This window comes from Crocosphaera sp. (assembly GCF_030064895.1).
In the GTDB taxonomy this organism is placed as follows: Bacteria; Cyanobacteriota; Cyanobacteriia; order Cyanobacteriales; family Microcystaceae; genus Crocosphaera.
In genome coordinates this window covers 1-24,217 of record NZ_JASJEB010000009.1, presented here as the reverse complement: position 1 = coordinate 24,217, position 24,217 = coordinate 1, and the positions used below count along the sequence as shown (strand labels likewise).

23 protein-coding genes and 1 pseudogene are annotated in these 24,217 nt (G+C 35.0%); 9 read left to right on the top strand and 15 right to left on the bottom strand.

Annotation, left to right across the window (positions count from 1 at the left end; genetic code table 11):
• Positions 1-412: 412 nt before the first annotated feature.
• Entirely contained in the window at positions 413-1,078 is a 666-nt protein-coding gene (locus QNJ66_RS03995) for a hypothetical protein (protein WP_300503253.1), read from the bottom strand.
• A gap of 438 nt (positions 1,079-1,516) precedes the next feature.
• On the opposite strand from QNJ66_RS03995, the gene QNJ66_RS03990 reads away from it, so the two are divergent.
• Positions 1,517-1,720 carry a DUF433 domain-containing protein gene (locus tag QNJ66_RS03990; protein WP_300503344.1) on the top strand — a complete coding sequence of 68 codons (204 nt, stop codon included), beginning with the start codon at positions 1,517-1,519 and terminating at the stop codon, positions 1,718-1,720.
• Positions 1,721-1,804: 84 nt separating this feature from the next.
• On the opposite strand, the gene QNJ66_RS03985 is transcribed toward QNJ66_RS03990, so the two are convergent.
• The 4 genes from QNJ66_RS03985 to QNJ66_RS03970 form a co-directional block, all read right to left on the bottom strand.
• Positions 1,805-2,380, bottom strand: coding sequence for a Uma2 family endonuclease (locus QNJ66_RS03985; RefSeq protein ID WP_300503251.1), 576 nt, complete (start codon positions 2,378-2,380; stop codon positions 1,805-1,807).
• Positions 2,381-2,416: 36 nt separating this feature from the next.
• Positions 2,417-2,992, bottom strand: coding sequence for a Uma2 family endonuclease (locus QNJ66_RS03980; RefSeq protein WP_300503249.1), 576 nt, complete (start codon positions 2,990-2,992; stop codon positions 2,417-2,419).
• 99 nt (positions 2,993-3,091) lie between these two features.
• Positions 3,092-6,118 carry an exonuclease subunit SbcC gene (gene sbcC / locus QNJ66_RS03975; protein ID WP_300503247.1) on the bottom strand — a complete coding sequence of 1,009 codons (3,027 nt, stop codon included), beginning with the start codon at positions 6,116-6,118 and terminating at the stop codon, positions 3,092-3,094.
• A 112-nt stretch (positions 6,119-6,230) separates the two neighbouring features.
• The gene (locus QNJ66_RS03970) at positions 6,231-6,377 is read right to left on the bottom strand and encodes a hypothetical protein (protein WP_300503245.1); all 147 of its coding nucleotides are present in this window, start codon (positions 6,375-6,377) and stop codon (positions 6,231-6,233) included.
• A gap of 121 nt (positions 6,378-6,498) precedes the next feature.
• Between QNJ66_RS03970 and QNJ66_RS03965 the strand changes: the two genes are divergently transcribed.
• Entirely contained in the window at positions 6,499-6,840 is a 342-nt protein-coding gene (locus QNJ66_RS03965) for a histidine triad nucleotide-binding protein (RefSeq protein WP_300503243.1), read from the top strand.
• A gap of 172 nt (positions 6,841-7,012) precedes the next feature.
• Here the strand turns inward: QNJ66_RS03965 and QNJ66_RS03960 are convergent, their stop codons facing one another.
• The 3 genes from QNJ66_RS03960 to QNJ66_RS03950 form a co-directional block, all read right to left on the bottom strand.
• Positions 7,013-7,375, bottom strand: coding sequence for a hypothetical protein (locus tag QNJ66_RS03960; RefSeq protein ID WP_300503241.1), 363 nt, complete (start codon positions 7,373-7,375; stop codon positions 7,013-7,015).
• Positions 7,376-7,398: 23 nt separating this feature from the next.
• On the bottom strand, positions 7,399-9,117 hold the full coding sequence (locus QNJ66_RS03955) for an AarF/ABC1/UbiB kinase family protein (RefSeq protein ID WP_300503239.1): 1,719 nt from the start codon (positions 9,115-9,117) through the stop codon (positions 7,399-7,401).
• A gap of 145 nt (positions 9,118-9,262) precedes the next feature.
• Complete coding sequence (locus QNJ66_RS03950) at positions 9,263-10,036, bottom strand: ABC transporter ATP-binding protein (protein WP_300503237.1); 774 nt, start codon at positions 10,034-10,036, stop codon at positions 9,263-9,265.
• A gap of 62 nt (positions 10,037-10,098) precedes the next feature.
• Here QNJ66_RS03950 and QNJ66_RS03945 point away from each other — a divergent pair, with 62 nt between their 5' ends.
• From QNJ66_RS03945 to QNJ66_RS03935, 3 genes are all read left to right on the top strand, one after another.
• Positions 10,099-10,563, top strand: a complete 465-nt coding sequence (locus QNJ66_RS03945; protein ID WP_300503235.1) for a DNA phosphorothioation-associated protein 4 — start codon at positions 10,099-10,101, stop codon at positions 10,561-10,563.
• A gap of 13 nt (positions 10,564-10,576) precedes the next feature.
• Positions 10,577-11,143, top strand: coding sequence for a 5-formyltetrahydrofolate cyclo-ligase (locus tag QNJ66_RS03940; protein ID WP_300503233.1), 567 nt, complete (start codon positions 10,577-10,579; stop codon positions 11,141-11,143).
• A 133-nt stretch (positions 11,144-11,276) separates the two neighbouring features.
• Positions 11,277-11,597: a hypothetical protein gene (locus tag QNJ66_RS03935; protein WP_300503231.1), complete on the top strand. Its 321-nt coding sequence runs from the start codon at positions 11,277-11,279 to the stop codon at positions 11,595-11,597.
• A gap of 167 nt (positions 11,598-11,764) precedes the next feature.
• Here QNJ66_RS03935 and ftsH2 read toward each other — a convergent pair whose 3' ends face one another.
• Positions 11,765-13,651, bottom strand: a complete 1,887-nt coding sequence (gene ftsH2 / locus QNJ66_RS03930; protein WP_300503229.1) for an ATP-dependent zinc metalloprotease FtsH2 — start codon at positions 13,649-13,651, stop codon at positions 11,765-11,767.
• 255 nt (positions 13,652-13,906) lie between these two features.
• Positions 13,907-14,665: a COP23 domain-containing protein gene (locus tag QNJ66_RS03925; RefSeq protein WP_300503227.1), complete on the bottom strand. Its 759-nt coding sequence runs from the start codon at positions 14,663-14,665 to the stop codon at positions 13,907-13,909.
• 395 nt (positions 14,666-15,060) lie between these two features.
• On the opposite strand from QNJ66_RS03925, the gene QNJ66_RS03920 reads away from it, so the two are divergent.
• The 3 genes from QNJ66_RS03920 to csaB are packed head-to-tail and all read left to right on the top strand — an operon-like array spanning position 15,061 to position 17,451.
• A complete protein-coding gene (locus QNJ66_RS03920) occupies positions 15,061-15,720 on the top strand; it encodes a DUF2301 domain-containing membrane protein (protein WP_300503225.1) in 660 nt (219 codons plus the stop codon).
• 10 nt (positions 15,721-15,730) lie between these two features.
• Positions 15,731-16,408: a YdcF family protein gene (locus tag QNJ66_RS03915; RefSeq protein WP_300503224.1), complete on the top strand. Its 678-nt coding sequence runs from the start codon at positions 15,731-15,733 to the stop codon at positions 16,406-16,408.
• A gap of 2 nt (positions 16,409-16,410) precedes the next feature.
• Positions 16,411-17,451 (top strand): polysaccharide pyruvyl transferase CsaB, encoded by a 1,041-nt coding sequence (gene csaB, locus QNJ66_RS03910; RefSeq protein WP_300503342.1) that lies wholly within the window; start codon positions 16,411-16,413, stop codon positions 17,449-17,451.
• Between the two features lie 122 nt (positions 17,452-17,573).
• On the opposite strand, the gene QNJ66_RS03905 is transcribed toward csaB, so the two are convergent.
• Both QNJ66_RS03905 and QNJ66_RS03900 read right to left on the bottom strand, forming a co-directional pair.
• Positions 17,574-17,789, bottom strand: coding sequence for a hypothetical protein (locus QNJ66_RS03905; protein ID WP_300503222.1), 216 nt, complete (start codon positions 17,787-17,789; stop codon positions 17,574-17,576).
• Positions 17,790-17,843: 54 nt separating this feature from the next.
• Positions 17,844-18,497 carry a Uma2 family endonuclease gene (locus QNJ66_RS03900; protein ID WP_300503220.1) on the bottom strand — a complete coding sequence of 218 codons (654 nt, stop codon included), beginning with the start codon at positions 18,495-18,497 and terminating at the stop codon, positions 17,844-17,846.
• A 624-nt stretch (positions 18,498-19,121) separates the two neighbouring features.
• Here QNJ66_RS03900 and QNJ66_RS03895 point away from each other — a divergent pair.
• Positions 19,122-19,289 (top strand): hypothetical protein, encoded by a 168-nt coding sequence (locus QNJ66_RS03895; protein ID WP_300503218.1) that lies wholly within the window; start codon positions 19,122-19,124, stop codon positions 19,287-19,289.
• 303 nt (positions 19,290-19,592) lie between these two features.
• Here QNJ66_RS03895 and QNJ66_RS03890 read toward each other — a convergent pair whose 3' ends face one another.
• The 3 genes and pseudogenes from QNJ66_RS03890 to QNJ66_RS03880 form a co-directional block, all read right to left on the bottom strand.
• The gene (locus QNJ66_RS03890) at positions 19,593-19,928 is read right to left on the bottom strand and encodes a XisI protein (protein WP_300503216.1); all 336 of its coding nucleotides are present in this window, start codon (positions 19,926-19,928) and stop codon (positions 19,593-19,595) included.
• Between the two features lie 65 nt (positions 19,929-19,993).
• Positions 19,994-21,514, bottom strand: coding sequence for an HlyD family efflux transporter periplasmic adaptor subunit (locus QNJ66_RS03885; protein ID WP_300503214.1), 1,521 nt, complete (start codon positions 21,512-21,514; stop codon positions 19,994-19,996).
• 43 nt (positions 21,515-21,557) lie between these two features.
• Positions 21,558-24,110 (bottom strand): annotated as a pseudogene (locus tag QNJ66_RS03880) (peptidase domain-containing ABC transporter); the annotation flags it as partial.
• Between the last annotated feature and the right edge of the window lie 107 nt (positions 24,111-24,217).

Below are 24,217 nucleotides of genomic sequence, written 5' to 3'. Positions count from 1 at the left end.
GGTTGCTTAAGTGGGTTTAGTCTGCAACTCAACCGTAGCTTAAGGAATGGTTAAGGTATCGATTCGGTTAGAAGGTGTTAGTTGAACCTGTGTCTATGGGGGGACAAGTATTTAACGGTTGGGTGAATCAACGGGCCTCTATTTCCCATGCTATCGAAACTAAGAGTTTTTGATCTATGGTGTTTCTTAAGACAAGTTATACTACAGGATTTTGATTTTAACGGTTTTTTCGGGATGTTCTTATATTTGCTCTGATTTTTTTAAGATTCGTTTAAGGTTTTGAGATGAAAGAGAGAACAAGATTAATATAATTCTAGATAAGATAGTGTTTAGATTAGTTCTCAATTATTAATTATGAATGATTTATATTTACAACCTATTCATCCTAGAGAATTTTCATATAGTCTTCAACTTATGGGACAACATTTATTTTTGTTAAAAGTATTCCAGAATTATCATTTTTATCCCTATCATTCATTGTTAATAATAAAATCCCATCTATAGGTGATGTGAATCTAGTTTCTTTACCAACTTCAAAAAATTCGTCAAGTTTAGGATTTTTCTCATTAGAAATTTTCGCAATTAAACTTCCTAACTTTGCCTTGATTTGAGCAGCAGGACATTCTAAAGTTACACAGTTTAAAGACTCATATCCTTCTCCGGTATTTTCAGAAAATTGATGCCATAATTCATCAAGATTAGGAGTAGATATATATGCTTGATCAATATCTGGATATTTTTTAATATCTATTAATCTTCTCCCTAGAGTCCAACTTCCACCTTTAACACTAATTATTACTGTATTTCCTTTCTTTACATTAATACCTGTTGATTGCCAACCTTTCGTCGAATCTACTGGAATTAAAGGAGCTTCAGAAGCAGAAACAAGGGGTTGATTTTCCCATCCAGTTCCTAACCCTAAACCAAGAATAAATACTGCAACTATTATGGATAAATACAGCCATAATTTATTTCTTGCTGTATAATAAAATCCAATAAATCCAAATATCAAGCTAAAAATAACTCCTATTGCTGTCCAAGCTGGATCTCGTAAAAAATCAAGTAAACTATTAAGCATAGTAATATTCAGATAATGATACTCTATCCTAACGTATTATAACTGAGAAGCAAGACATCTTCAAGATTATTTATTATCTACTATATAAATTACTGACATGGTTTTAACAATGTTAAACCTCTACGATATTTATGTATATTGGTGGGTTACGACGGATAGTTAAATACTGGTTATAATTGATATTATCCCCATCTAACCCACCCTATGGTAACTGATATCAATTTTAAATATTTAATTGAATTATAAACCTTGTAGGGGCATAATAATATTATGCCCAATCCTTTATGATTAAGCTAGATTGTTATTCTTAGAGAATGGGTAAAACACAGTGTTAAACCCGTGCGATATTTATGTATATTGGTGGGTTACGACGGATAGTTAAATACTGGTTATAATTGATATTATCCCCGTCTAACCCACCCTACGGTAGATATGACAATGAATCAACAACAAGAATTATTAAATAGAATTACTTATAACCCTCAACAATGTGGAGGAAAACCTTGTATTCGTGGTATGAGAATTAGGGTAACAGATATCTTAGAAATGTTAGCTTTGAATGTAGAAGTATCAGAAATATTAGCTGATTTTCCTGACTTAGAATCTGAAGATATTCAAGCTTGTTTATTGTTAGCAGCATAATATATCAAGATGGGTTTAACAGTGTTAAACCCCTAAGTAATTATTAATGATGTCAATATTTTGTTGTAAAAATTAATACTTTTTCTACCAAATTAATTCTAAATCTAAAACAAAATCAGGTAATATATCTTCCCCGGATAATGTTTTGGGATTATCTAATATTTCCACTTCTTTTCCTTGTCTATAAATTTCAACTTGTTTAGTTTTTGGACTAATTAACCAGCCTAATTTTGTGCCATTTTCTAGATACTCTTTCATCTTATTTTGTAACGTTTTTAAACTATCACTGGGAGAACGTAATTCAATGACAAAATCAGGACATAAAGGTAAGAACTTTTGACGCTGTTGAGGGGTTAAATTATTCCACTTTTCTAGAGGTATCCAAGACGCATCAGGTGATCTATCTGCCTTATTTGGTAACTTAAAACCTGTAGATGAATCAAAGGTAATACCTAATTTATTTTGAAGATTCCAGGCGTAAAGTTGATAGTTTATTGAACTATTTTTGTTACTTGTTTCTCCTCCAGTTGGTGGCATAATTAATATATCTCCATTGCTATTTCTTTCAAACCTTAAATCTCGATTATCTTGACACAGTTGAAAAAATTGTTCGTCTGTCATTTGCAAAGAATTACAGTTTATTTCTAGAGGATTAATCATATTTTTTGACCTCAATAATTAAGCTCTAATTTCATTCTACCAAATTAATTCTAAATCTAAAACAAAATCAGGTAATATATCTTCCCCTGATAAAGTTTTAGGATTATCTAATATTTCTACATCTTTACCTTGTCTATAAACCTCCACTTGTTTAGTTTTTGGATTAATTAACCATCCTAATTTTGTGCCATTTTCTAAATACTCTTTCATCTTGTTTTGTAACGTCTTTAAACTATCACTAGGAGAACGTAATTCAACAACAAAATCAGGACATAAAGGTAAGAATTTTTGACGCTGTTCTGATGTTAAATCATTCCACTTTTCTAGAGGTATCCAAGACGCATCAGGAGACCTATCTGCCTTATTTGGTAGTGTAAACCCTCCAGAAGAATCAAACGCTATTCCTAATTTATTTTGACGACTCCATGCTTGAACTTGATAAGAAATTTCAATATTACGGTTGCTTGTTTCTCCTCCAGTTGGTGGCATAATTAATATATCTCCATTGCTATTTCTTTCAAACCTTAAATTACGATTGTCTTGACACAGTTGAAAAAATTGTTCATCTGTCATTTGTAAAGAATCACAGTTTATTTCTAGAGGATTAATCATATTTTTTGACCTCAATAATAAAACCCTAATTTAATTATACCAAATTTATTTTAAATATAACACTATTAGATACTAGGATTTTTTAGAGATTTAAGATAGTTAACTAACTAAATTAATTTTTGATCCTTGATTAGTTTTATATACTTCAATACGATGTTGAAAAGCTTCTTGAAAACGGGGCATATGGGTGACAGCTAAAATACAAGAAAAGTCAGAAGAAATAGCATTAATAGCTGCAATTAAACGTTCACATCCTTCTGCATCTTGCGTTCCAAAACCTTCATCAATAATTAACATTTGTAATGTAGTTCCTGCCCTTTGTGCTAATAATTTAGCTAAGGCTAAACGCACAGAAAAATTAATCCTAAATGCTTCACCTCCTGAGTAAGTTTCATAGGCACGACTGCCTTTTGTATCGGAAATAATAATATCTAAGGTATCGATCATTTTAGCTGATTTTTTTCGAGAACTGCCACTTTTTCCGGCACGTTGTGTTACAAATCTAATATGAAATTGATTACCTGTTAATCGTGATAATATTTGATTTGTTTCTGCTTCTAATTGTGGTAAAACATTTTCAATCATTAATAATTGAATACCATTTTTACTGAAAGCTTGAGTTAATTCTGTGTAAACTCGATATTTTTTACGAATATTTTTATATTGTTTTTCTTGTTCTTCTTGGTCTTTTTTAAAGCTTTCTAATTGAGATAAAGATTGTTCTATTCTTCCTTTTTTACCCAGTAAATTATCTAATTTTTTCCTTTCTAATTTAAGTTGTGTTTCTAATCTTTCAATTTCTTCTGTATAATCTTCAATAGTTTCTAATTGAGTTGATAATTGTTGTATAAATTTTTCTGTATCTTTTTTTTCTTCTTGATTATTATTGATTTTATTTGTAACAGTTTCTAACTGTTCTTTCAATTGAGGATATTGTTGTTTAATATCTTGCAATTTTTGATAATCAACCACACAAGATTGAGATTTACGAATATAACTAGAAATTCTTTGATGATAAGCTCTATCATAGTTCAAGTTATTTAATTCCCCTTCTATTTTGTCTATTTTTTGTCTTAATTCTGAATCGGTTTCTAATTTTTTTATTTCTGTTTCTAATTTTTCAATTTTATTTATAATTTCTGGCTTTTTTTGAGCTATTTTCTTTTGGTTACGGATAGCATCTTCTATTCTAGCTTGTTTAATTTCTGCCCATCTTAATCGATCAACTTCTCCCCTAGCTAAACCATGACTTTGTTCATCATAATTCAGTTCTTCTAATCTTTTACTAATAGTTTTAATATCATTTTGTATATCCATTCCGTAGGTTTCTGTTTGGATTAAGTTTTCAATAGATTCTTTTTCTTTTTGTAATTTCTTTGACTTAATTTTTACCTCTCCTGCTTGATCAAGTTGTGCCTCTATTCTAGAAAAATCTTGTTGAATACTTTCTGAATTTTTTAGCTTATTTTCTAACTGCTTATCTTCAATAGTTAATGATTTAATATCTCGCTTAATAACAGATAGTTCCTCTTGTAAAAACCAAATCTGTTCTTGAAGTCTCTGCTGTTGCTGATGAGTTTTATCAACAACATTATGACGACGACTTTCATCTAATTCTTGTTCACATAAAGGACAAGCAGAGTCTGGATTATTTAATAAGTTTATTTTTTGCTGTAATTCGTCTATTTTTTCTGTATAGTTACGTTGATTAACTATTAATTTTTCTTGTTTCAATTTTCTTTCTTGCGATTTTTCTTTAACCCGTATCTGATAAACTTTCTGATTATCAATTTCTTGAATTTGACTATCTAACTCTAAAAGAAGTTGTCGTCTTTCTGGTATTTTTTTCAATTCTTGATTGTACTGAGCTTCTAAATTTTCAAATTGTTCTAACTTTGCTTCTAGATTAGCTTTTATTTTTGCTAATTCTGTTTCTAAATTTTGCTTCTGTTTCAACAAAGGGGTAACTTTATGTTGTAATTTATCTAATTCTTGTAATCTTTGACGATGATTGTTTAACTTTTCTACTGCTGCTTTAATTTCTTTGGATTGACTAATTATTTTTTGTAATTCTCTTTCATTTTCTTCTAACTGTTCTAAACGAGTTTTTTCTTGACGAATTTGTAATTGTAATTGATTATTTTTTTTGAAAATTTCTTGTTCTATTTTTTGTCTTTCCTGTTGAAGTTCCTGTGAAATTTGGAATTGATGGGACAAAGTTTCTTCTTGTTTTTGTAATATTAATAGCTCTTCGTATTTTTCAGTAATTTCTTGTTCTTGACTAATCATAGTTTCTGAATTATTAATTTTATTAGCTAACTCACCAGATTCCTTATTTAATTTATGTGCTTCTTTTACTAAATTTTGTTGTTTATTTTGATGCCATGTAAATTGTTCTAACCAAGCTTGACGATGATTATTTTTTTGTTTAATTATTTGTAATTTGTGTTGATCAGCTTGTTGTAAATTTTGTAATTTTTCAATCTCTTCATTAATCACTTTTTGCTGAGTATTAATATTTTTTCTCTCTTCTATCTGTTGGTTAATTCTGTCTAAGTTCAACTTGATTTGTTCAACTTGTCCTTTATATTGTTTAGATAAATCTTTGGCTTTTTCTGCTAATTTTTGATACTCCTCTAACTTTAATAACTCTGCCAAAACTTTTTTTCTATCTGTTGCCCCCCGTAACATAAATTCATCAGCCCTTCCTTGACGTAAATAGGCCGAATTAATAAAAGTCTCGTAATCTAATTTCAAGGTAGCAATAATAATATCTTGAGTCGCCCTAACACCTTTACCACTCAAAGAAATAAACTCATCACCACTATTAATTTGAAAGTCTAAAGTGTTACTTTTTCCCCGTTGACGACTACGAATAATCCGATAACTTTGTTCATAACAAATAAACTCGAAATCAACCCTAACATAGGCTGCGGTAGTATGAATAATATCCTCATCTGTTGCCGTTCTACTTTTTCCCCAAATAACCCAGGTTATTGCTTCTAATAAAGATGATTTTCCTGCACCATTTGCCCCACAAATACAGGCAGTATGTAACCCCCGAAAATCAAGGATTATATCTCGATAACTCAAAAAGTTTTTTAGGGTAAGTTGCAAAGGAATCATAGCAAAAAATTAGTCAAAAAAAGGAGGGTGCGCAGATATAGTTATTCAGTGTAACGAGAAAAGTTTGAGAACTCCTAGAGGATGTCTGCAAACTGTTACAATTATTGATAAACTAAAAAAGATTGAAGATCATCTCCAAAGTTGGCGCAGGTATCATTTCGCCTCGAAAGTCCAATAATTGAACAATCACTAAATAAGCAACTGCTAGAAAGATAGAAATAGCGCCGGTAATAACAGCAACAATTTTACCTTGATTCATGTTTCATTCCTCTTCTCTAAAAAGATTTAATTATCTATTATAGTCCCTGACTTGATCCAGATACAGAATGAGTAAGCCCCTAAATGATAAAATAAGAAATTGTCACTGATTAAATGAGACAATGACTGATACAATCTTTAGTAAGATTATCCGGCGAGAAATACCAGCCAATATCGTCTATGAAGATGATTTATGCTTAGCTTTTACTGATGTTAACCCTCAAGCACCCACTCATATTTTAGTCATTCCGAAAAAACCTATTCCTAAACTAGAAGAAGCGCAAGAAGAGGATCATCGTATTTTAGGACATCTTTTAATGAAAGTGAAACAAGTTGCCCAACAAGCAGGGTTAAATAATGGTTATCGTGTGGTTATTAATAATGGAGATGATGGAGGCCAAACCGTTGATCATCTTCATTTACATATTTTAGGAGGGCGATCTTTATCTTGGCCACCTGGTTAACTTACATTAGTTTTTAATTGGGTGTATCAATATTTCAGTTGAATGAGGGTGGGAAGGGTGGAGATATATTCAACAATTCAAAATTTAAAAAGTAGGGGCTTAATATTATTAAGCCCCCAAATGTATTCTAGAAAGTAAGCTGATAGCTTATCGCTGAATCCTTACAATTTCTTTAATAAAAAGCGTCTAAATCAATTGCTTTTGATCCACCTTCTTTTAACTGTTTTAATACGCTTGCCAGTTGTATCCATACTAAAGCAGCAATAAAAATGGTCATGGGTAAAGAAAGGGCATAAGATAGCCAACGGTCAAAAATAAAAATCTCTAAACCCGAAGAAAGAAAGACGCAAATACCAACACAAATACCAAAAAAAGGTAACTGTAAACCAGAACCTTTTAGCATTTGATCGACAGGCTTATTTAACATCACTTTAACTTGAGACTTTAGGGTAGCTTCAAAGGCTAAACCACAGGTGAGGCCGATGAATAAACCGGCAAAGATTAGGAAATAAGGAGGCTGAGGTAAATAGTACATGAAAAACCCGAATGAATAATAGGTTAATTGAAATCGGCTGTTTTGGGAAGAATGGCAGCAACTCCTACACTCGAGAATTGTTGAAATGCCTTCATAGCAACACCAAATAATTGTTGGGGTTGAAGATCGTCACTAATTAACGCCCAAATACGTTGAACTTCTTCGGTGTGTAAGCGATCGTCTTCTGTTAAGGCTAACAACAATTGATGACGTAAATATCTTCCTTCATCAGATAACAAATATTGTAATCCTAATTGTGCAGTTGGGAGAAGATCAAATTGTTCGTCGGAACGGGCAATATTGATCATGTTTTCTAATCGTTGCCACTGGAATTTCCCATCTTTAAATAATACTTCTAAGAGTCGTTTTCTAAGTTGGGGAGATTCTCCTGTTAATAACCTTCTGGCTACATAAGGATAGGCTACTTCCACAATTTTGAAGTCAGAATCAAGGCTGAGGGCTAATCCTTCTTGAGTAATAAGTGAGCGAATAATTAGGGCAAATTTAGCCGGAACTCGGAAGGGATATTCATACATTAATTCCGAAAAATCATCGGTGATAGTTTTGAAATTAAAGTCCCCTACACTTTGACCGATCGCATTCCCTAAAACCCTTTCTAATGCGGGAATAATTGGTTCAATATTGGTGTCAGAGGTCAAAAAACCTAACTGCACAAAATCCCTTGCTAAAGCATCATAATCTTGATTAATTAACTGCACAACAGAACTGGCAATGGTTTCTTTGGTGTTTTCTTCTAACTGATCCATCATGCCAAAATCAATAAAGGCCATGCGTCCATCGAGGGTGGCAAATAAGTTACCAGGATGGGGATCAGCATGGAAAAATCCGTGTTCTAACAGTTGCCTTAAACCGGAGGTTACGCCGATTCTTACAATAGCATAAGGGTCTAATCCGGCTGCAATAATTTTGTCAGTATCAGTTAATTTATAACCCTGTATCCACTCTAAAGTTAAAACGCAATCGCTACTATAAGACCAGTAAATAGCGGGAACTTTAACGTCATCATCTTCTCGGAAGTTAGCTGCAAATTTTTCGGCGTTTCTTCCTTCGTTAATGTAGTCGATCTCCTCAAATAATTTCACCCCAAATTCATCGATAATTAGGGTTAAATCGTGTCCTAAATTAAGGGGTAAAAAGCGACCAAACTGACAAGCTGCCCAACGCATTAAGAAGAGATCACGGGTTAAAATGGGTCTGAGTTTAGGCCGTTGTACTTTAACTGCTACTTCTTCCCCTGTATGCAACACAGCGCGGTAAACTTGTCCGAGACTAGCTGCTGCTACGGGATGGGGAGAAATTTCTCGATAGGCTTCGTCTATGCTAATTCCTAGAGATTTCTCTATAATAGAGAAAGCCATTTCGTTATCGAAGGGTGGTAGTTGATCCTGGAGTTTGATCAACTCTTGCAGAAAATCGGGCCGGATCAGATCGGGACGGGTTGATAAGGCTTGACCCACTTTTATAAAGGTCGGTCCCAAACGGGTGAGAATTCGCCTTAATTGGGTTGCACACTGCTGTTTATTGTCTTTATCGGAGTTAAACCACTGATCCCATTGCAAATGGAGCAAAAACCAGCCAAAAGACCAGATAACTGTTATGGCCCGTTTAATTACTCCCCAAGGACGTAGGCGGTAATAACGGGCGATGGCCTCAGCATCATAGCGTTTTTGCTGTTGAATTTTGGGACTGGGGTAATGAGATTGGGTTGTTTGCAAAGTCACAAGCGTCTACTAATGCCTCTGAATTCAAAAGAAAATAGGAAAAAAAGGTTTTATTAAATTTGGTATACAAAAATATAAATATCTTAACTCACTATTATGGTTGGTCTTCCTTTTTTTCGCAACATTTGTTAATTTAATACCGGGTCTAATCAATAACCGAGTGTAATTCTTGAGGGTTAAGATTGCTATGAATCACTTGACCATCCCGAAACCAAATAACTCGGCGAGAATGGCGAGCAACTTCTGACTCGTGGGTGACGACGACTACCGTAATACCAGCTTGATAAAGGCTTTCAAAGATGCCTAACACTTCCTCGGTGGTTTTGGAGTCTAAAGCTCCGGTCGGTTCATCGGCGAGGAGAAGCACCGGCTCATTAACGATGGCCCTAGCAATGGCCACCCGTTGTTGCTGCCCCCCTGAGAGTTGATTGGGTTTGTTATTAACCCTATTCCCCAAACCCACCTTTTCCAAGGCTTCTAGGGCGCGTTCTCGCCGTTCAGAGGGAGATATCTCAGCATAGACCATTGGTAAAATAACGTTTTCCAAGGCGGTCATTTGTGGCAAAAGGTGGAATTGTTGAAAAACAAAACCAATTTTTCGGTTACGGATAGCAGCTAGTTGAGAATCGGGCAATCCCGACACATCGATCCCATCTAAATAATACTTTCCAGAAGAAGGACGGTCAAGACAACCGATAATGTTCATCATGGTTGATTTTCCTGAACCTGATGCTCCCATAATGGTACAGTATTCACCTTTTTCGATGGTTAGGTTAATTTTATCTAAGGCTTTGACTTTAGTATTGTAACTTCCATATATTTTGGTAATTTCTTCTAAATTAATAATAATGGGATGATAAGCATCAGATTGATTGGTTGGATGCAAATTTTCACTTAAAGATGGACTTTCACTGATCATAATCAATCTAAACTACTTTTGCTCTTTAATTATACTTCTTTTATTCCACGATATCATAAAAAATGGCTATTAATCGTATCAGAATAAGTAAAGATAAATCAGAATTAGTTAAATCTTTGGTAGATTTCAATGGAGGGGTTGGACCCTTTCAAACCTACGCAGATGTGATAACTTTTGCGGCCACATTAGGCTCAAAATATAACAAGCGAATTCCTCTTAATGTTATTTCTAAAGAACCAGCACCTATTAGTTTAGAAATTTTTGTTTCTCGGGGTTATGATACTGTCATAAAGTTGTTAGCGATCGCAGAGACAAATGACCCTAATATTCTTTCTGTTAATGACCCAGAAGCAGAAGAAAAAAGAGTTAAAATTTTTGAAGAATATGCCAACGGTGGGCTAGAACAATTACAACAAGAATTAAAAGGCATTGTTGACTACTCGGAACACTTATTATTATTATTGAATCTAGAAAGATTCCCCAATAATAATTCAGAACAAGAATTTGATTTAACCCGATTTCTCTAACAAAAAAAATATTATGAATACAAAAGAAATAAAAAAACAACTGAGAGCAGAAATTATAAGCAAGAGAGAAAGCTTATCAGAAACAGACTGGAAAGAAAAAAGCCAAAAAATATGTAATATTTTACAAAATTATTCATTATTTAAACAAGCAAAAACTATTCTAGCTTACTTTCCCATACGTCAAGAACCAGATTTAACTTCTCTATTTTCAACTAACCATAATTGGGGGTTTCCTCGCTGCGAAAAAAAATCCTTAATTTGGCATTTTTGGCAACCCCAAGAGCCACTAAGAACAGGCAAATATGGGATTTTAGAACCCTTACCCAACGCTCCGATTTTAACCCCTGAAAAAGTTGATTTAATATTCATTCCTGCCGTTGCTTGTGATTATAATGGATACCGGTTAGGCTATGGTGGAGGTTTCTACGATCGCCTCTTAAATTCTCCTCAATGGCAATCTATTCCCACAGTCGGTATTATCTTTGAATTTGCCCTTTTATCTCAACTTCCTTGTGAACCTTGGGACCAAAAATTAAAGACAATTTGTACAGAAAAGCAAATTCTAAGCATATATGCTTAAAAAGTATTAATTAAGATTTATTAAGTTACCTAGCAACCCAAAATGGTTTTGCTAATATGAATGATAACTATTGCTAAACTATAGATTAATTAGGACGAGAACCAGTAGTAAATTGAGGAAATCTAAAAGAATTATGAAACACTTTAGAGACGAATGGATACAAGAATGGTGTGACGACAATGGATGGACAGATTTATTTAGAGAACGCTACAATCACTATTGGGCTTTTCCTCCAGGTGCAGTTATGCCAGAACCAATTCCCTCTGAAGTATTGTACTTAATCAAAGCAACAAAGGGATTTTGTGCTGAAGAAAAAACTTGGTTAACCACTGCAATTTTAATCTCAATTGTATCGGTTGTTTTAAGCTATATATTAAGAAATCCCATGCCTATTGTTTTTGCTTTTGCATTCGCTGCTGTGACCTCTGCTAAGTTGGAAATGGAAGAAATTTAAGCAATTTGCGTAAGTATTTAGCCGTAAGCCGTAACGATAATTATTGTGCAAAGATCCCGAAAATTGTGGAAAGAAGGAAAATTACATCCACCTCAAGATGATTCTTTTCTTTAAGCAAAAAAAAGACGCGAGCGATCGCGCCTTTTTTTTATAGTTTTTAATCTAGTTTATAGCTGGGGGACAAACTGTTCTTTTTCAGGAACTTCGGTGTATTCAGCTACAATTTGACGGAACTCTTCTCCATCAATAGTTTCTCTTTCGATCAACAATTCAACCAAGCGATCAACCACTTCACGATTGTCGCGGACAATTTGACGGGCTAATTTATGGCCGTCTTCAGCTAAAATTCGCATTTCAGCGTCAATTTTCATAGCCACTTCTTCCGAATATTCCGAGCGGTTCATTAAACCGCCCCCTAAAAAGACCTCACCGGAGGAACTTTCTAGAGAAAGAGGACCAAGTTCACTCATCCCGAAACGAGTCACCATCTGACGAGCCATTTCTGAGACCTGCTGTAAATCGCCACCAGCACCGGTTGTTACCTCATCGTAACCAAAAACCTCTTCTTCGGCAGCACGACCGCCTAAAGCTCCAGCAATGCGGGCCATAAGCTGTGCTTTGGTGGTCAAACCTTGTTCCTCATTGGGGGTAAACCAGGTTAACCCTTGAGCTTGTCCACGGGGGATTAAAGTAACTTTTTGTACAGGATCGTGATCCTTAACTAAAGTACCAACGATCGCATGGCCAACTTCGTGATAAGCAATGAGACGCTTACTCTTACTATCAACCAAGGGAGTTCCTTCCATACCAGCAACAACCCTATCAACAGCGTCGTCAATTTCTAATAAAGTAATGGCTTCCTTACGACGACGGGCGGTTAAAATAGCTGCTTCGTTAAGTAAGTTAGCTAAGTCAGCACCACTAAAACCAGGAGTACGACGGGCGATAGTCTCAATAGAGACATCGGGGGCTAATTTTTTGTTGCGAGCGTGAACTTCTAAGATTTCGATCCGTCCTTTGAAGTCAGGAGCGTCTACAATTACCTGACGGTCAAAACGACCCGGACGCATTAAAGCAGAGTCCAGTACATCGGGACGGTTGGTAGCAGCAATAATAATGATTCCTGTATTGCCTTCAAACCCGTCCATTTCCGTTAATAACTGGTTGAGAGTTTGTTCCCGTTCATCGTTACCACCACCTATACCAGCACCCCGTTGACGACCTACTGCGTCAATTTCATCGATAAAAATGAGACAAGGGGCGTTTTCTTTGGCTTTCTTAAATAAATCACGAACACGGGACGCACCAACACCCACGAACATCTCTACGAACTCAGAACCAGAAATACTGAAGAAAGGTACGCCAGCTTCTCCGGCGATCGCTTTAGCTAAGAGGGTTTTACCGGTTCCAGGAGGTCCAACTAATAACACTCCTTTAGGAATACGGGCCCCAACTGCGGTGAAACGTTCGGGTTGTTTTAAGAAAGTGACAACCTCTTGTAATTCTTCTTTCGCTTCGTCGATACCGGCCACATCATCAAACATAATGTCGGTTTTGGCTTCCATTTGGAAACGAGCCTTAGACTTACCAAAACTCATGGCCTGACCTGGACCACCGGGTAAGTTACTAGAGCGACGGAACAAGAAGAATAAAGCCCCAATCAGGAGAATTGGGAATAATAGATTGCCCAAAAAGCCCCATAATGCCCCTTCGTTACGGATGGGGTGGGATTCTAGGTTTACATCAGACTGACGTATTTTACTGATTAAATCAGGGGCGTTCATGGGAAGATCAACCCGTGAACGTTGTACGCGGTCTTGAATTTCCGGGTCAACTGCTTCAACAATGGCGGTGCGTCCTCCTTCATAAAGGTCAACACTGAGGATACGACCGGCATCTAAATATTCTAAGAAACGCCCGTAGGTCATACGGGTGTTAGCTGTGTTGTTCCCCATGGGAGTTGATGTTGCGGGGAAAGCTCCCTGCCAGAGGAAAAATCCCACCACCAATAGTGGTAATGTCCAGAGTAATAGGGTTCTCCAAGATATTTTCATAGGTTAAGTTTTCTCTTAGGTGAGTGAATTTGATTTTCTTAACACAAAATATTTTTTTTGTCAAGAGTTTAGTTATAAAGACGAGAATTTTGCTGAAATTGCAGATCCAACTTAACTAAATTTAACGTAATTCTCAGATTAGTTGCAAGTTTTATTATTTGTAGACAAAAAAAATAGAGAGTAGTGACTTACTAACTCTCTAGAGAAAAGGGAAAGAATACAAAGATGTTGAACGTCTTTCCCTGTTGGTATAATCTACTCTTGAATGGGAGGAAGCTTGGTAGGATCTTCTTCTAAACCACCAATAGCGGGGGAAAGAGAATTGTTGAACTGAGCCAAGGTTCTTTGAGATTCTGCGAATGTAGCGCCATTTTCAGGTCTTAAGGTTAAGACTACATTTTCGGTAGAAACGTTTTCTGGATCGTAGGAGATAAAGATAACTCTTTCTCCGTTAACAACACCAGTAGCCATTCTTTCAGTGAATGCTTGAGCAACACCTACAGGAGTAGTTTCACCAAAGGCATAGGCTAGATTGGTTAGGCGCGCACTAACGGTTTGACAACGACTTTCGGGAGTGTATAACCCTTCAGGATTACTGGAAGCAACTTCTTCATTCCAGAGAATCATGGGTTGTCCACTTAATTCACCCAATGCGATGTACTGATTGGACACATCCTCACGTGAATAAACACCACCACTATAGGGGTTATGAGGATCGAAAGTGCTACCAACGGGAGCAGCCTTTGCAGGATTAAAAGTAATTTCTACTACCCGTTCTTCAGTGACATAACTGCCATCTGCTTGAGGAACACATTCAAACACAACTTTTTGGATCTGGCGTTCAAAAGCACGGGGGCCAGGATTGCTGTCCCAGTCAACATAAGCGATTTCTTCCTCTTTTTCTAATTCTTGAGGATAGACGAAATGTTGAGCTTGCGCTTCGGAAACTAAACCAAGTACACCAACGGTTGCTACTGTACCTAAAGCAATAAACTTAGCTGAATTGTTAACCATTTTGACCTCCAAAGAGTGTAAGGAGCAGTGTTTTAATAACAAACTGCTGTAAGAGCTAATTTGCCCTAAACTAGATTAGTTCGCGGGACTTTCACTACATCACACCACACTTTATCGGTCGCTAAATTGTTTCTCTCTGCCTAGCACCTTATTCATTACAATAATCATTGTAGCTCTTTAATTCTGTTCAAAGGTGACAATCATAGGATTATTTTACAATTGGTTATTTATTGCTAATTTGCTCTGGCTTTTTATCCTTTTTTAAACCATAATACTAGCTCAAGAAATTCAGTATACCGTTTAAATTTAAGATGAATTTTATGATTAGAAAAAAAGTGCTTTTTTTTCGTAAAAAAACGATACAATTTAAACGTTAACTAACGGAGAATATAATCATGAAGACAGCATCGGAAACCTTAGAGGTTTATCAAGGTCAATTTGGACAATATACTATTACTTCAGAAGACCTCCAAGGGGTTAAAATCTATCGTCTTGGGTTGCTACTATCGGCTTTCAGTTTTGCTTTAGGAAGTGGCTTGATTTTAGGGCAAGGGGCGACCTCTTTAACCCTAACTTTACTCACTCCTTTGTTTACCTCATTTTCTCTTGGTTTGGGCATTAGCTTAATAACTATTCATATTTACTTGATCCCTCTCCATCGTTTCTTACAGGTATGTTGGGGCATTGGAACCCTAACCGCTATAATTCTGTCTACATTTTCTCAAGACCCTTTAGCTTTATATGTTTATCAAAATCCCCTTACTTTATTGGGAATTGGTTTTATCTTTGTTGCCTTAACAGGGATTTATTTTAAGGAAGCGTTTTGTTTTAATCGTCTGGAAACAAAATTATTAACGCCTCTAGTACCCCTACTTTTATTAGGTCATTTATTTGGTGTTTTATCTGTAGGTATAGAACAAGCATTATTGGGTACCTGGGCAGGTTTATTTATCATTTTTGCCCTACGGAAATCTATTCAACCCTTAATCCCTGATATTGGAGATAAATCCGTATTTACCTATCTAAAACAACAACGATCTGCCTCTGTTTCTTAGTCAATTAATTATGGTTTTCTGCCAACTCCCACCCCAAAAATTTTGGGGTTTACTCGAATATAAACCCCAGTGGACTTTGAGCCTTAAGGGGTGGTTATTTTTGGTTTTTGTCCTAGTTTTACTATTAATCAGTTTTGCCTTATCCATTCATCCATTTTTAAGGATGTCTCGCCCCCTAGATGCAGACGTTATGATCGTAGAAGGATGGGTGAGTGATAAGACAATAGAAGCAGCGATGGCAGAATTTAAAGACAAAGATTATCGTTTGATGATCACCACTGGTAACGAAATAGGCCGAGGAAAATATCTAAGTGACTATAAAACCTTAGCTGACCTAGCTGCTGCCACAGTCATTGCCTTGGGGTTAAACCCTAATCAGGTTGTTGCAGTTCCTAATACTACTGTACAAGTTAACCGAACTGCCGCCAGTGCCAAGGCTGTGAAACAATGGTTACTGGAATCAAATTTAGCTGTTAAAGCTATCAATATCTATTCCTTTGACGTTCACACTCGCCGTAGTTGGTTAGTGTTTAAAGGGATTTTAGAACCAGAGATCAAAGTGGGGGCGATCGCATTTACTCCTCCTTCCTCCGTACCTTGGTGGAAAACCAGCGCGGGGATAAAATCAGTGATTGTGGAAACCATCGCTTATCTGTATACTAAGCTTATTTGGCCAATCGAGAAGTAAAAATGCGGGCAGTTATTAGTGGTTATTATGGCAAAGGAAACGGGGGCGATGAAGCCTTATTGATGACTTTGCTACAGATGTTACCCTCTCAAGTTGAACCCATTGTCCTCTCAGCAAACCCTCGTAAAACTTACGAACAATATGGGGTGCAAACTTATCATAATCGTTCTGGGTTAGCTATTTTAGAAGCTCTAAAAACCTCTGATATTTTTATTTGGGGTGGGGGGAGTTTGATGCAGGATGTTACCAGTTTAGCTAGTCCTATTTATTATGCAGGATTGATGGCATTAGCCCAACAAAAAGGCTTAAAAACTGTTGCTTGGGCGCAAGGAATTGGCCCTTTAAATAATCCTTTGACCCGTTGGTTAACCCATCAAGTTTTATTAGGTTGTACTGCTGTTAGTGTTAGGGATTATAAGTCCGCACAATTATTATCAAAATGGCATATAAATCCTTTGATTGCCCCTGATCCAGTTTGGGCGTTAACGGCTAAATCTGTGGTAGGTTTAGCGGATTTACCGGCACCGAGAGTAGCAGTTAATTTACGGAGTCATCGTCTATTAACCCCTCAAAGGTTAAAGATATTAACCCAAGCTTTAATTGATTTTCAAAAGGCCACCAATACCTGTCTTTTATTGGTTCCTTTCCAAGCAACCCAAGATTTAGAAATTGCTCGTTCTATTGCTAAACAATTACCAGGGACTAACCAGATTATTCAATTAGAAAATCCCAGAGAATTAAAGGGTTTCTTTCAAGGGGTAGAGATGATAATTGGGATGCGTTTACACAGTTTAATTATGGCCGCTTCACAAGAGTGTAAATGTTTTGCTCTCAGTTATGATCCTAAAGTGGACTATTTAATGGAAGAAATCGAAATTCCTGGATGGGATTTAGCTCAACTTCCCACTGATCCCAATGTTATTAGTACCGCTTGGTTAGAATATTTTGTTAATGGGGACCCGTTAATTAAAGATAGGATTCAATCTTTAAAAGATCGCGCTTTTATGCACCAAGATGTGCTTAAAAAATTAGTTATTAACTAACCAAAAAATCTAGTAGTTATATGTGAATTATTATTTTTTATAATAAGATAATTTTTGGATAGGGATACAACAGTAACTAGAGGTTTTATTCCGTCAGTTAAGATAAGTTTATCTCTATTTGCTCAACTTTGTTTTTCAACCATTCGAAGATCATTAAGTAACCGAAATTGATCGGCGGCTTTTTGTAGTTCTTCAGTTTCTATTGTGATGTCTGCTTTTTCTGCTTCTTCAGTAATAATTGTCTGCTTAACTATCCCTTCGAGAATTTCTGGGACTTTTCCTGATAATTTAAGTTGTTTGAGAATATCTTGCTCGGTAATGTTGATCTGTGATGACATAATGAAATTTTTTCCTTGAAATATTCATTCTTAATAGTAATATAAATTCTGCCTTTAAGTTAAGTTATTATCAAGATTTTCCTTAATCCAATTTTTAAAGTTTCTCATAGCTTCACTTCTCCCAATATGTTGACTTTGTTCAACAGCTTGATTAATTAATTCAATAATCGGAATATTGGTAAAATTGGGACTATTTAAAGACTCAATATATTCTCCTTCTCGTAACACATTAATCTCTAAACTATTTTGAGTATAACGCCAAAGTTCGGGGACACCTAAAAGTCGATAATTATCTAAACGGGTACGGGAAGTGATATCAATTTCTATGGCTAAGTCTGGAGGTGGATCACTTTCTAGGTTTAGCCTTTTTTTACCAATAACAGCTTGATAGTTTTCAATATAAAAGCAAGCATCAGGTTCGACGGCCTGATTCATAAGTTTATTTTTAAATGTGGTTGATCCCAGCGTTTCAAAATCAATGTTGAGTGCATCTAAGAGAATTTTAATAATATCTCCAATGATTTCTTTATCCTTTTCATGTTCAGGTAAAGGAACCATGATTTCTAATACTCCGTTACTGTAGGATAATCGAGAAGCACGACTTTCTCCTAATTCTGATAATATTGCCTCAAATTTTGCCCAGTTAAGCTCTTTTAAAAGTAATTGTTGACCAGGATTTAAGATAATTTGTTCTAAGGCTAATTCCATGGCTTTAGCTGGAAATATTTATTTCTTAATTTAATTATATCAAAAATTTATGATCTCCATATTGCTGCTACCTTGTTGATGGAAACTTAAGAATTGATCACTATTGAAAAAGCTGATAAGTCTATTAATCGAACCAACACCGTCAAAATTGTCTTTATTCATCTTAGTTCTTCTTCGGGATAAAAAAATTCAAAATTAGCTAAGAGGCAGTTTGAGAAGCCCCTAAGCTCCTCTAAACCTCCTTTCAAAGAAGGACTAAGAGGATCTAAATTAAAATTCACACTTTTCAAACATCCTATAGATAGGAAGTTAAAATAGACCATAACTAGAGGTGAGATAATTTAAAAAAGAAATAATTGTTTTAATTTATTCTTGGATATTGCACAAAATCACTGAAAATTATTGATCGAGATCACAACTCAATATACGTTTAGATCACATTTAACCATCTACATAGTCACAAAGGTAGTTTTCTGAAACAATATCAGGAAATAATTAGTTTAATTGTTATTAATTTAAGCTTTTTTTGCTATTGACGCTACTAATTAATACTTGATATCTTATAAATAAGACAAGCAAATTCAAGCTTTTCAAAAACACAACTAATTATGGAGTAATGTAACAATGGCAAACATAGTTATTTCTGATCTTAAACCTGTTGAATTAGACTATACAGAATTATCTGACTTAGAATTAGAGAGTATTGTCGGTGGAAAATGGAATTGGAAAAAAATCTTGGAGGTTGCACTCTTAGTTGTTGTTGTTGGGTTGGTTATTGATGATAATCTTTAAATAACTTCATCAATAGATTTGAAATATTTTGATTAGGTTTAAAGTTAAACAGATATCCTTTAACTTGTAATTATTTGTTACAACAAAAAATTTTGTAGGGACTTAATGTTATTAAGTCCCTACCTACTTCTTACTACTAACTTCTTTAACTATGGTTTCTAAAGTTTAAATTCTCCATTTTGTAACTTTTTAAAGGGATCAATTACAAAATAAATAATACGAAGTTGACGAATAATAATCTCTTCTTTAGCTGTATCTCCTGGACATACTTTAATACAGTCTCTAAAGAATCTTTAATTAAAATTAAATAACAGCGTAATCTGTATATTGACGCATTTCTGGAGCTTGAAATCCTAAGACAATATCTTCTTTAGGAACCCCTTTTTTAATAAGTTCTTTAGCAATTCTCATTTCTGTCATATTTTGCTCAATCCAAATCTTTCCTTTTTTAATATCTAAATGGAGAACAGAACCATAAACCCGTCGATGGCCATCCCATCCCACATTCATAACCTGGTAATGGTCTTGTTTCGTGTCAAAAACTGTATAACAATCTATCGCTCCATTGGAAATAGGAACAGCAGCATAAGCTGTTAATAATGATTGGATTACACTACGATAAAACTCTAGTTTGTCCATTGTATAATTGCCTCTTGGATTAGGTAATAAATAATTTGTTTTATCTGATATTTCTCCAAGGATATTTAAAGTTTAAATCCTCCATTGTGTAACTTTTTAAAGGGATCAAGTACAAAATCAATAATCCGACGTTGACGAATAACAACCTCTGCTGTCGCTGTATCTCCTGGACGTAATTTAATACACTCATCGGGGGTTGGCATACAGGTCTTATCAAGTTCAATTATCAGGTCATAAACCAAGGTTTTACCATCAGGGGTTTCTATTTCTGATGTTGTTGGAGAAACTTCAATTAATGTCCCTTCAATGATACCAAAATCCTGAAAAGGATAAGCATCAAACTTCATTTTTACTGGCATTTCTTGGCTTACAGAACCACTTTCTGTTGTAGCCATTTGCGCTCTTAAAATCAAATTTGTTCCTTGAGGTGCAATTTCTAAAATGCGCTTTCCGGGTTGAACAACTGCCCCTTCTGCATCAATGGGTAAATCAAAAACTATTCCCTCAATAGGTGATTTTACTACTCGTTGACTTAACTGATACTCTAAACTTTCTATTTTACTTTTTGTCTGTTTTATGTCTGATTGAAGAGTGGTTATATCTCTTTGTATATTATTGATTTGCTCTTTATTTTTTAGTAAAGAAAGTTCACCAGATTGCTTGATGCTTTGATAACTATTGTCCTGTTCTCTTACTTTTAATTCTGCTTCTTGAATTGCTCCTTTTGCTTCTTTCATCGTTCGTTTATAACTACTTTTTTGTTCAGCTAAACGATGTTTTGCCTTTTCAATATCTGACTTTAATTTTTTATAAGTTTTTTGTCTTTCTTGTAAAGCGTCTTCTTTTTCTAATACTTGAATCGCAGAAACAATTCCTTCATTAATAGCCGCATCATAGCGATCTTTGACTTCTTGAGCATTTTGTAAATGAATTTCTGCTAATTTAATAGCTTCTTGATTATATTCTAAATCCTGTTGAGCTTGATTAACTTGAGCTTGTTTTTCTGACTGCTGTAAATGGTAGGCATTTTTCAGGATTGATAGATTAGATTTAGCTTGATTAACTTGAGCTAATTTTTCTAATTCTTGAGCCTGATTTTGTTGCTTTTGTGTCTGAAAAACAACCTCTAATTGCTTCTCTAAAATTTGTAATTGTTGCAGTCTTTGTTTTTGTCCTTCTAGTTTATTTCTTTGCTGTTTTAAATCTGCTTGAATTATGTCAGATTCGATTTCTATTAATCTATCTCCAGCTTTTACTATGTCTCCTTCTTTGACATTAATTAAAGATACCTTTCCCTCCACCGGTGCATCTAACTTTAAGGTCTTTCCTTCGGGTTCTAGTTTGCCGGTTGCTGTTCCCGTTTCATCTACTTTTCCTAACATCGCCCAGGGTAAAGCGATACCCACAAAAATAAATAAAAAATAGAGAAGTCCTCTTGTCCAAACACGGGGCAAACTATCAAGAATTTCTTTGGTTGAATTTGACCAATTATCTTGATAATTAATACTTGTTTTAACGACAGAAGACAAATTTTCTTCTTCTTGTAAATTGTGATCAATGTGTTCATTTTTAGCTGCATCAGTCATGAGTTTACTCCAAAAATTGATAGATAGATTGTAGACAATAAGATTAAGGTGTTACCTCTAATTGTTGTTGGTTGAGATAATAATAATGTCCTTGTTTTTTCATTAATTCATCGTGAGTTCTTTTCTCAATTAATACTCCTTTATCTAATACTAAAATTAAGTCTGCTTTCCTCACAGTAGAAAGGCGATGGGCAATAACTAAAGTGGTTTGATGACGTAAAATAGAGTTTAAATTTGTTTGAATAATACGCTCTGATTCTGCATCTAAATGGGAGGTTGCTTCGTCTAAAATTAATAAGCGAGGATTGCCTAATAAACCACGGGCGATCGCTAATCTTTGCCGTTGTCCTCCTGATAGCATTCCTCCCCCTTCTCCTATTTGCGTTTCGTATCCCATCGGTAATTTTTGAATAAACTCATGGGCTCCTGCTAATTTAGCAGTTTCTATAACTTCTTCTAGGGTAGAATCAGGATGAGCAAGACTAATATTGTCTCGAATAGTTGTGCCAAATAGAAAGGTATCTTGATCCACTACACCGATTTGTTGTCTTAAAGAACTGAGAGATAAACTATTGATATCTTGCCCATCAATTAAGATTTTTCCATCCGTGGCAGGATACAGTCCTAAAACCATTTTAGAAATGGTTGTTTTTCCTGAACCACTACGGCCTACTAAAGCAACAGTTTGACCTGATTTAATCTCAAAACTGAGGTTTTCTAGCACGTTTAAATCACTTTCTGGATGATAACGAAAGGTAACATTATCAAAGCGAATATTTCCCTTAAGATGGGGCAAAATTTGTCGTGATTGTTGTTGTAAATCTTCTTCTGGTTCGTAGTCAAGTACATCATTTAGTCGTTCCACGGCAATGACTACTTCTTGTAATTGTTCCCACAATACCGTCAGTCTTTGGAAAGGACGAATCACATTCCCAAATAGCATATTAAAGGCAACTAATTGACCAATAGTTAATTGATTTTGAATTACTAACCATGCACCATACCATAGCAAACCTGTGGTTGCTAAAGTTTCGATAGTATTACTAAAAATCTGTAGGCGGTTACCAATCACTTGACCCGAAAATTGTTTAGTAATTTCTTTATGTAAGAGTTCTTCCCAATGCCAACGAACGCTTCTTTCTACGGCACTAGATTTAATGGTTTTCACCCCATTTAAAGCTTCAATAAGATAACTTTGTTCCTTGGCCATTTCTCCAAAAATTTCTCTGGAAATCCGCTTTTAAAATGGAGTTGCAACTAAAGCTAATAAGAAAAAAGGTGGGACAATAGCTAAGGATAAGAGTGCCATTTTCCAGCTATACCAAAACATCAAACCAACATAGATAAATACGGTAATTAAATCTAGTATAATTGATAAAGATTCTCCTGTTAAAAATCGTTGAATTTTACGATTTTCCTGTACACGAGAGATAATATCCCCCACATAACGAGACTCAAAAAATCCTAAAGGTAAGCGCAATGTATGGTTAATAAATGCGACAATTAAGGTAATATCAATTTTATTAGCAGTATGATCTAATAAATATTGACGTAACCCCATCATAGCCACTCGAAATAGACCAAAAATGATTAATCCTAACCCTACTGCAAATAAAGTGACACCGGATCGCTGAACCACCACTCTATCTAAAATTAACTGGGTAAAAATGGGTGTAATTAATCCAAAAATTTGGATAAACAAAGAGGCAATAAATATTTCAAATATAACTAAGCCATGAGGTTTAACTAATTCAAAAAATTGCCAAAAAGGAGTTTTGACTTCTTGTGTATTTTTTAAAGAAACTGTAGGTTTTAATAGCAGGCTATAACCTGTCCAATGTTCTTTAAATTCTTCATAACTTAGGGTTTTTTGACCAATTGCAGGATCACAAATAATAACTTGTTTCTTGGTGATTTCATAAACAACAATATAATGTTTTCCTTCCCAATGAACAATGGCTGGAAGTTCCTGTTGAGCTAGTTTATCTAAACTCGCTTTAACCGGTCTTGGAGAAAAACCAATGCTTTCTGCTGCATGACAAAGTCCTTTTAGTGATGCACCATTTCTATCAACATTGGCGATATCTCTCAAACGATTAATACTTAGTTTTTTACCCCAATAACGGGCGATCATAGCTAAACAAGCTGCCCCACAATCAGAACCACTTTGTTGAGCATAAAAAGGGTAGCGTCGCCATACTTTTTGGAATAGATGAGTTACTCTTTGGGTAGGGGAAGGAAAATAAGCCTTATTAATAATTTTTTGAGGTTTATTTTCTATAGTTTTCTTAGATAAATCAATGGGTTTATCATTTATAAATTCCTCAACATTTGTCGGATTTAATTTATGATTAATTTGTTGTGCTTTTTGATAAAAATGCTCTCGTATTTGAGGATATTGAGTAATTAAAGGAAACAGGGTTTCTGGGTTGAGATAAATCAGTTTTGTTTTTAGTCCTGCTCTAATACTATAATGTTCAAATCCATCATTAATAAAAAACTGACATTCTCCAAAGGTATCTCCTTTATCTAAGGTTCCAATTTTTTCATCTAATTGATTAACTAATCTTACTTTACCCTCAATAATAATATATAGCAGTCGCCAAAGCTATTAGGACATTTTTCTGTTCCCTGTTCCCTGTTCCCTGTTCCCTTAAAATATAATTTATGTGTCCTAACTAGCCTGTCTATTGCTATAGATCC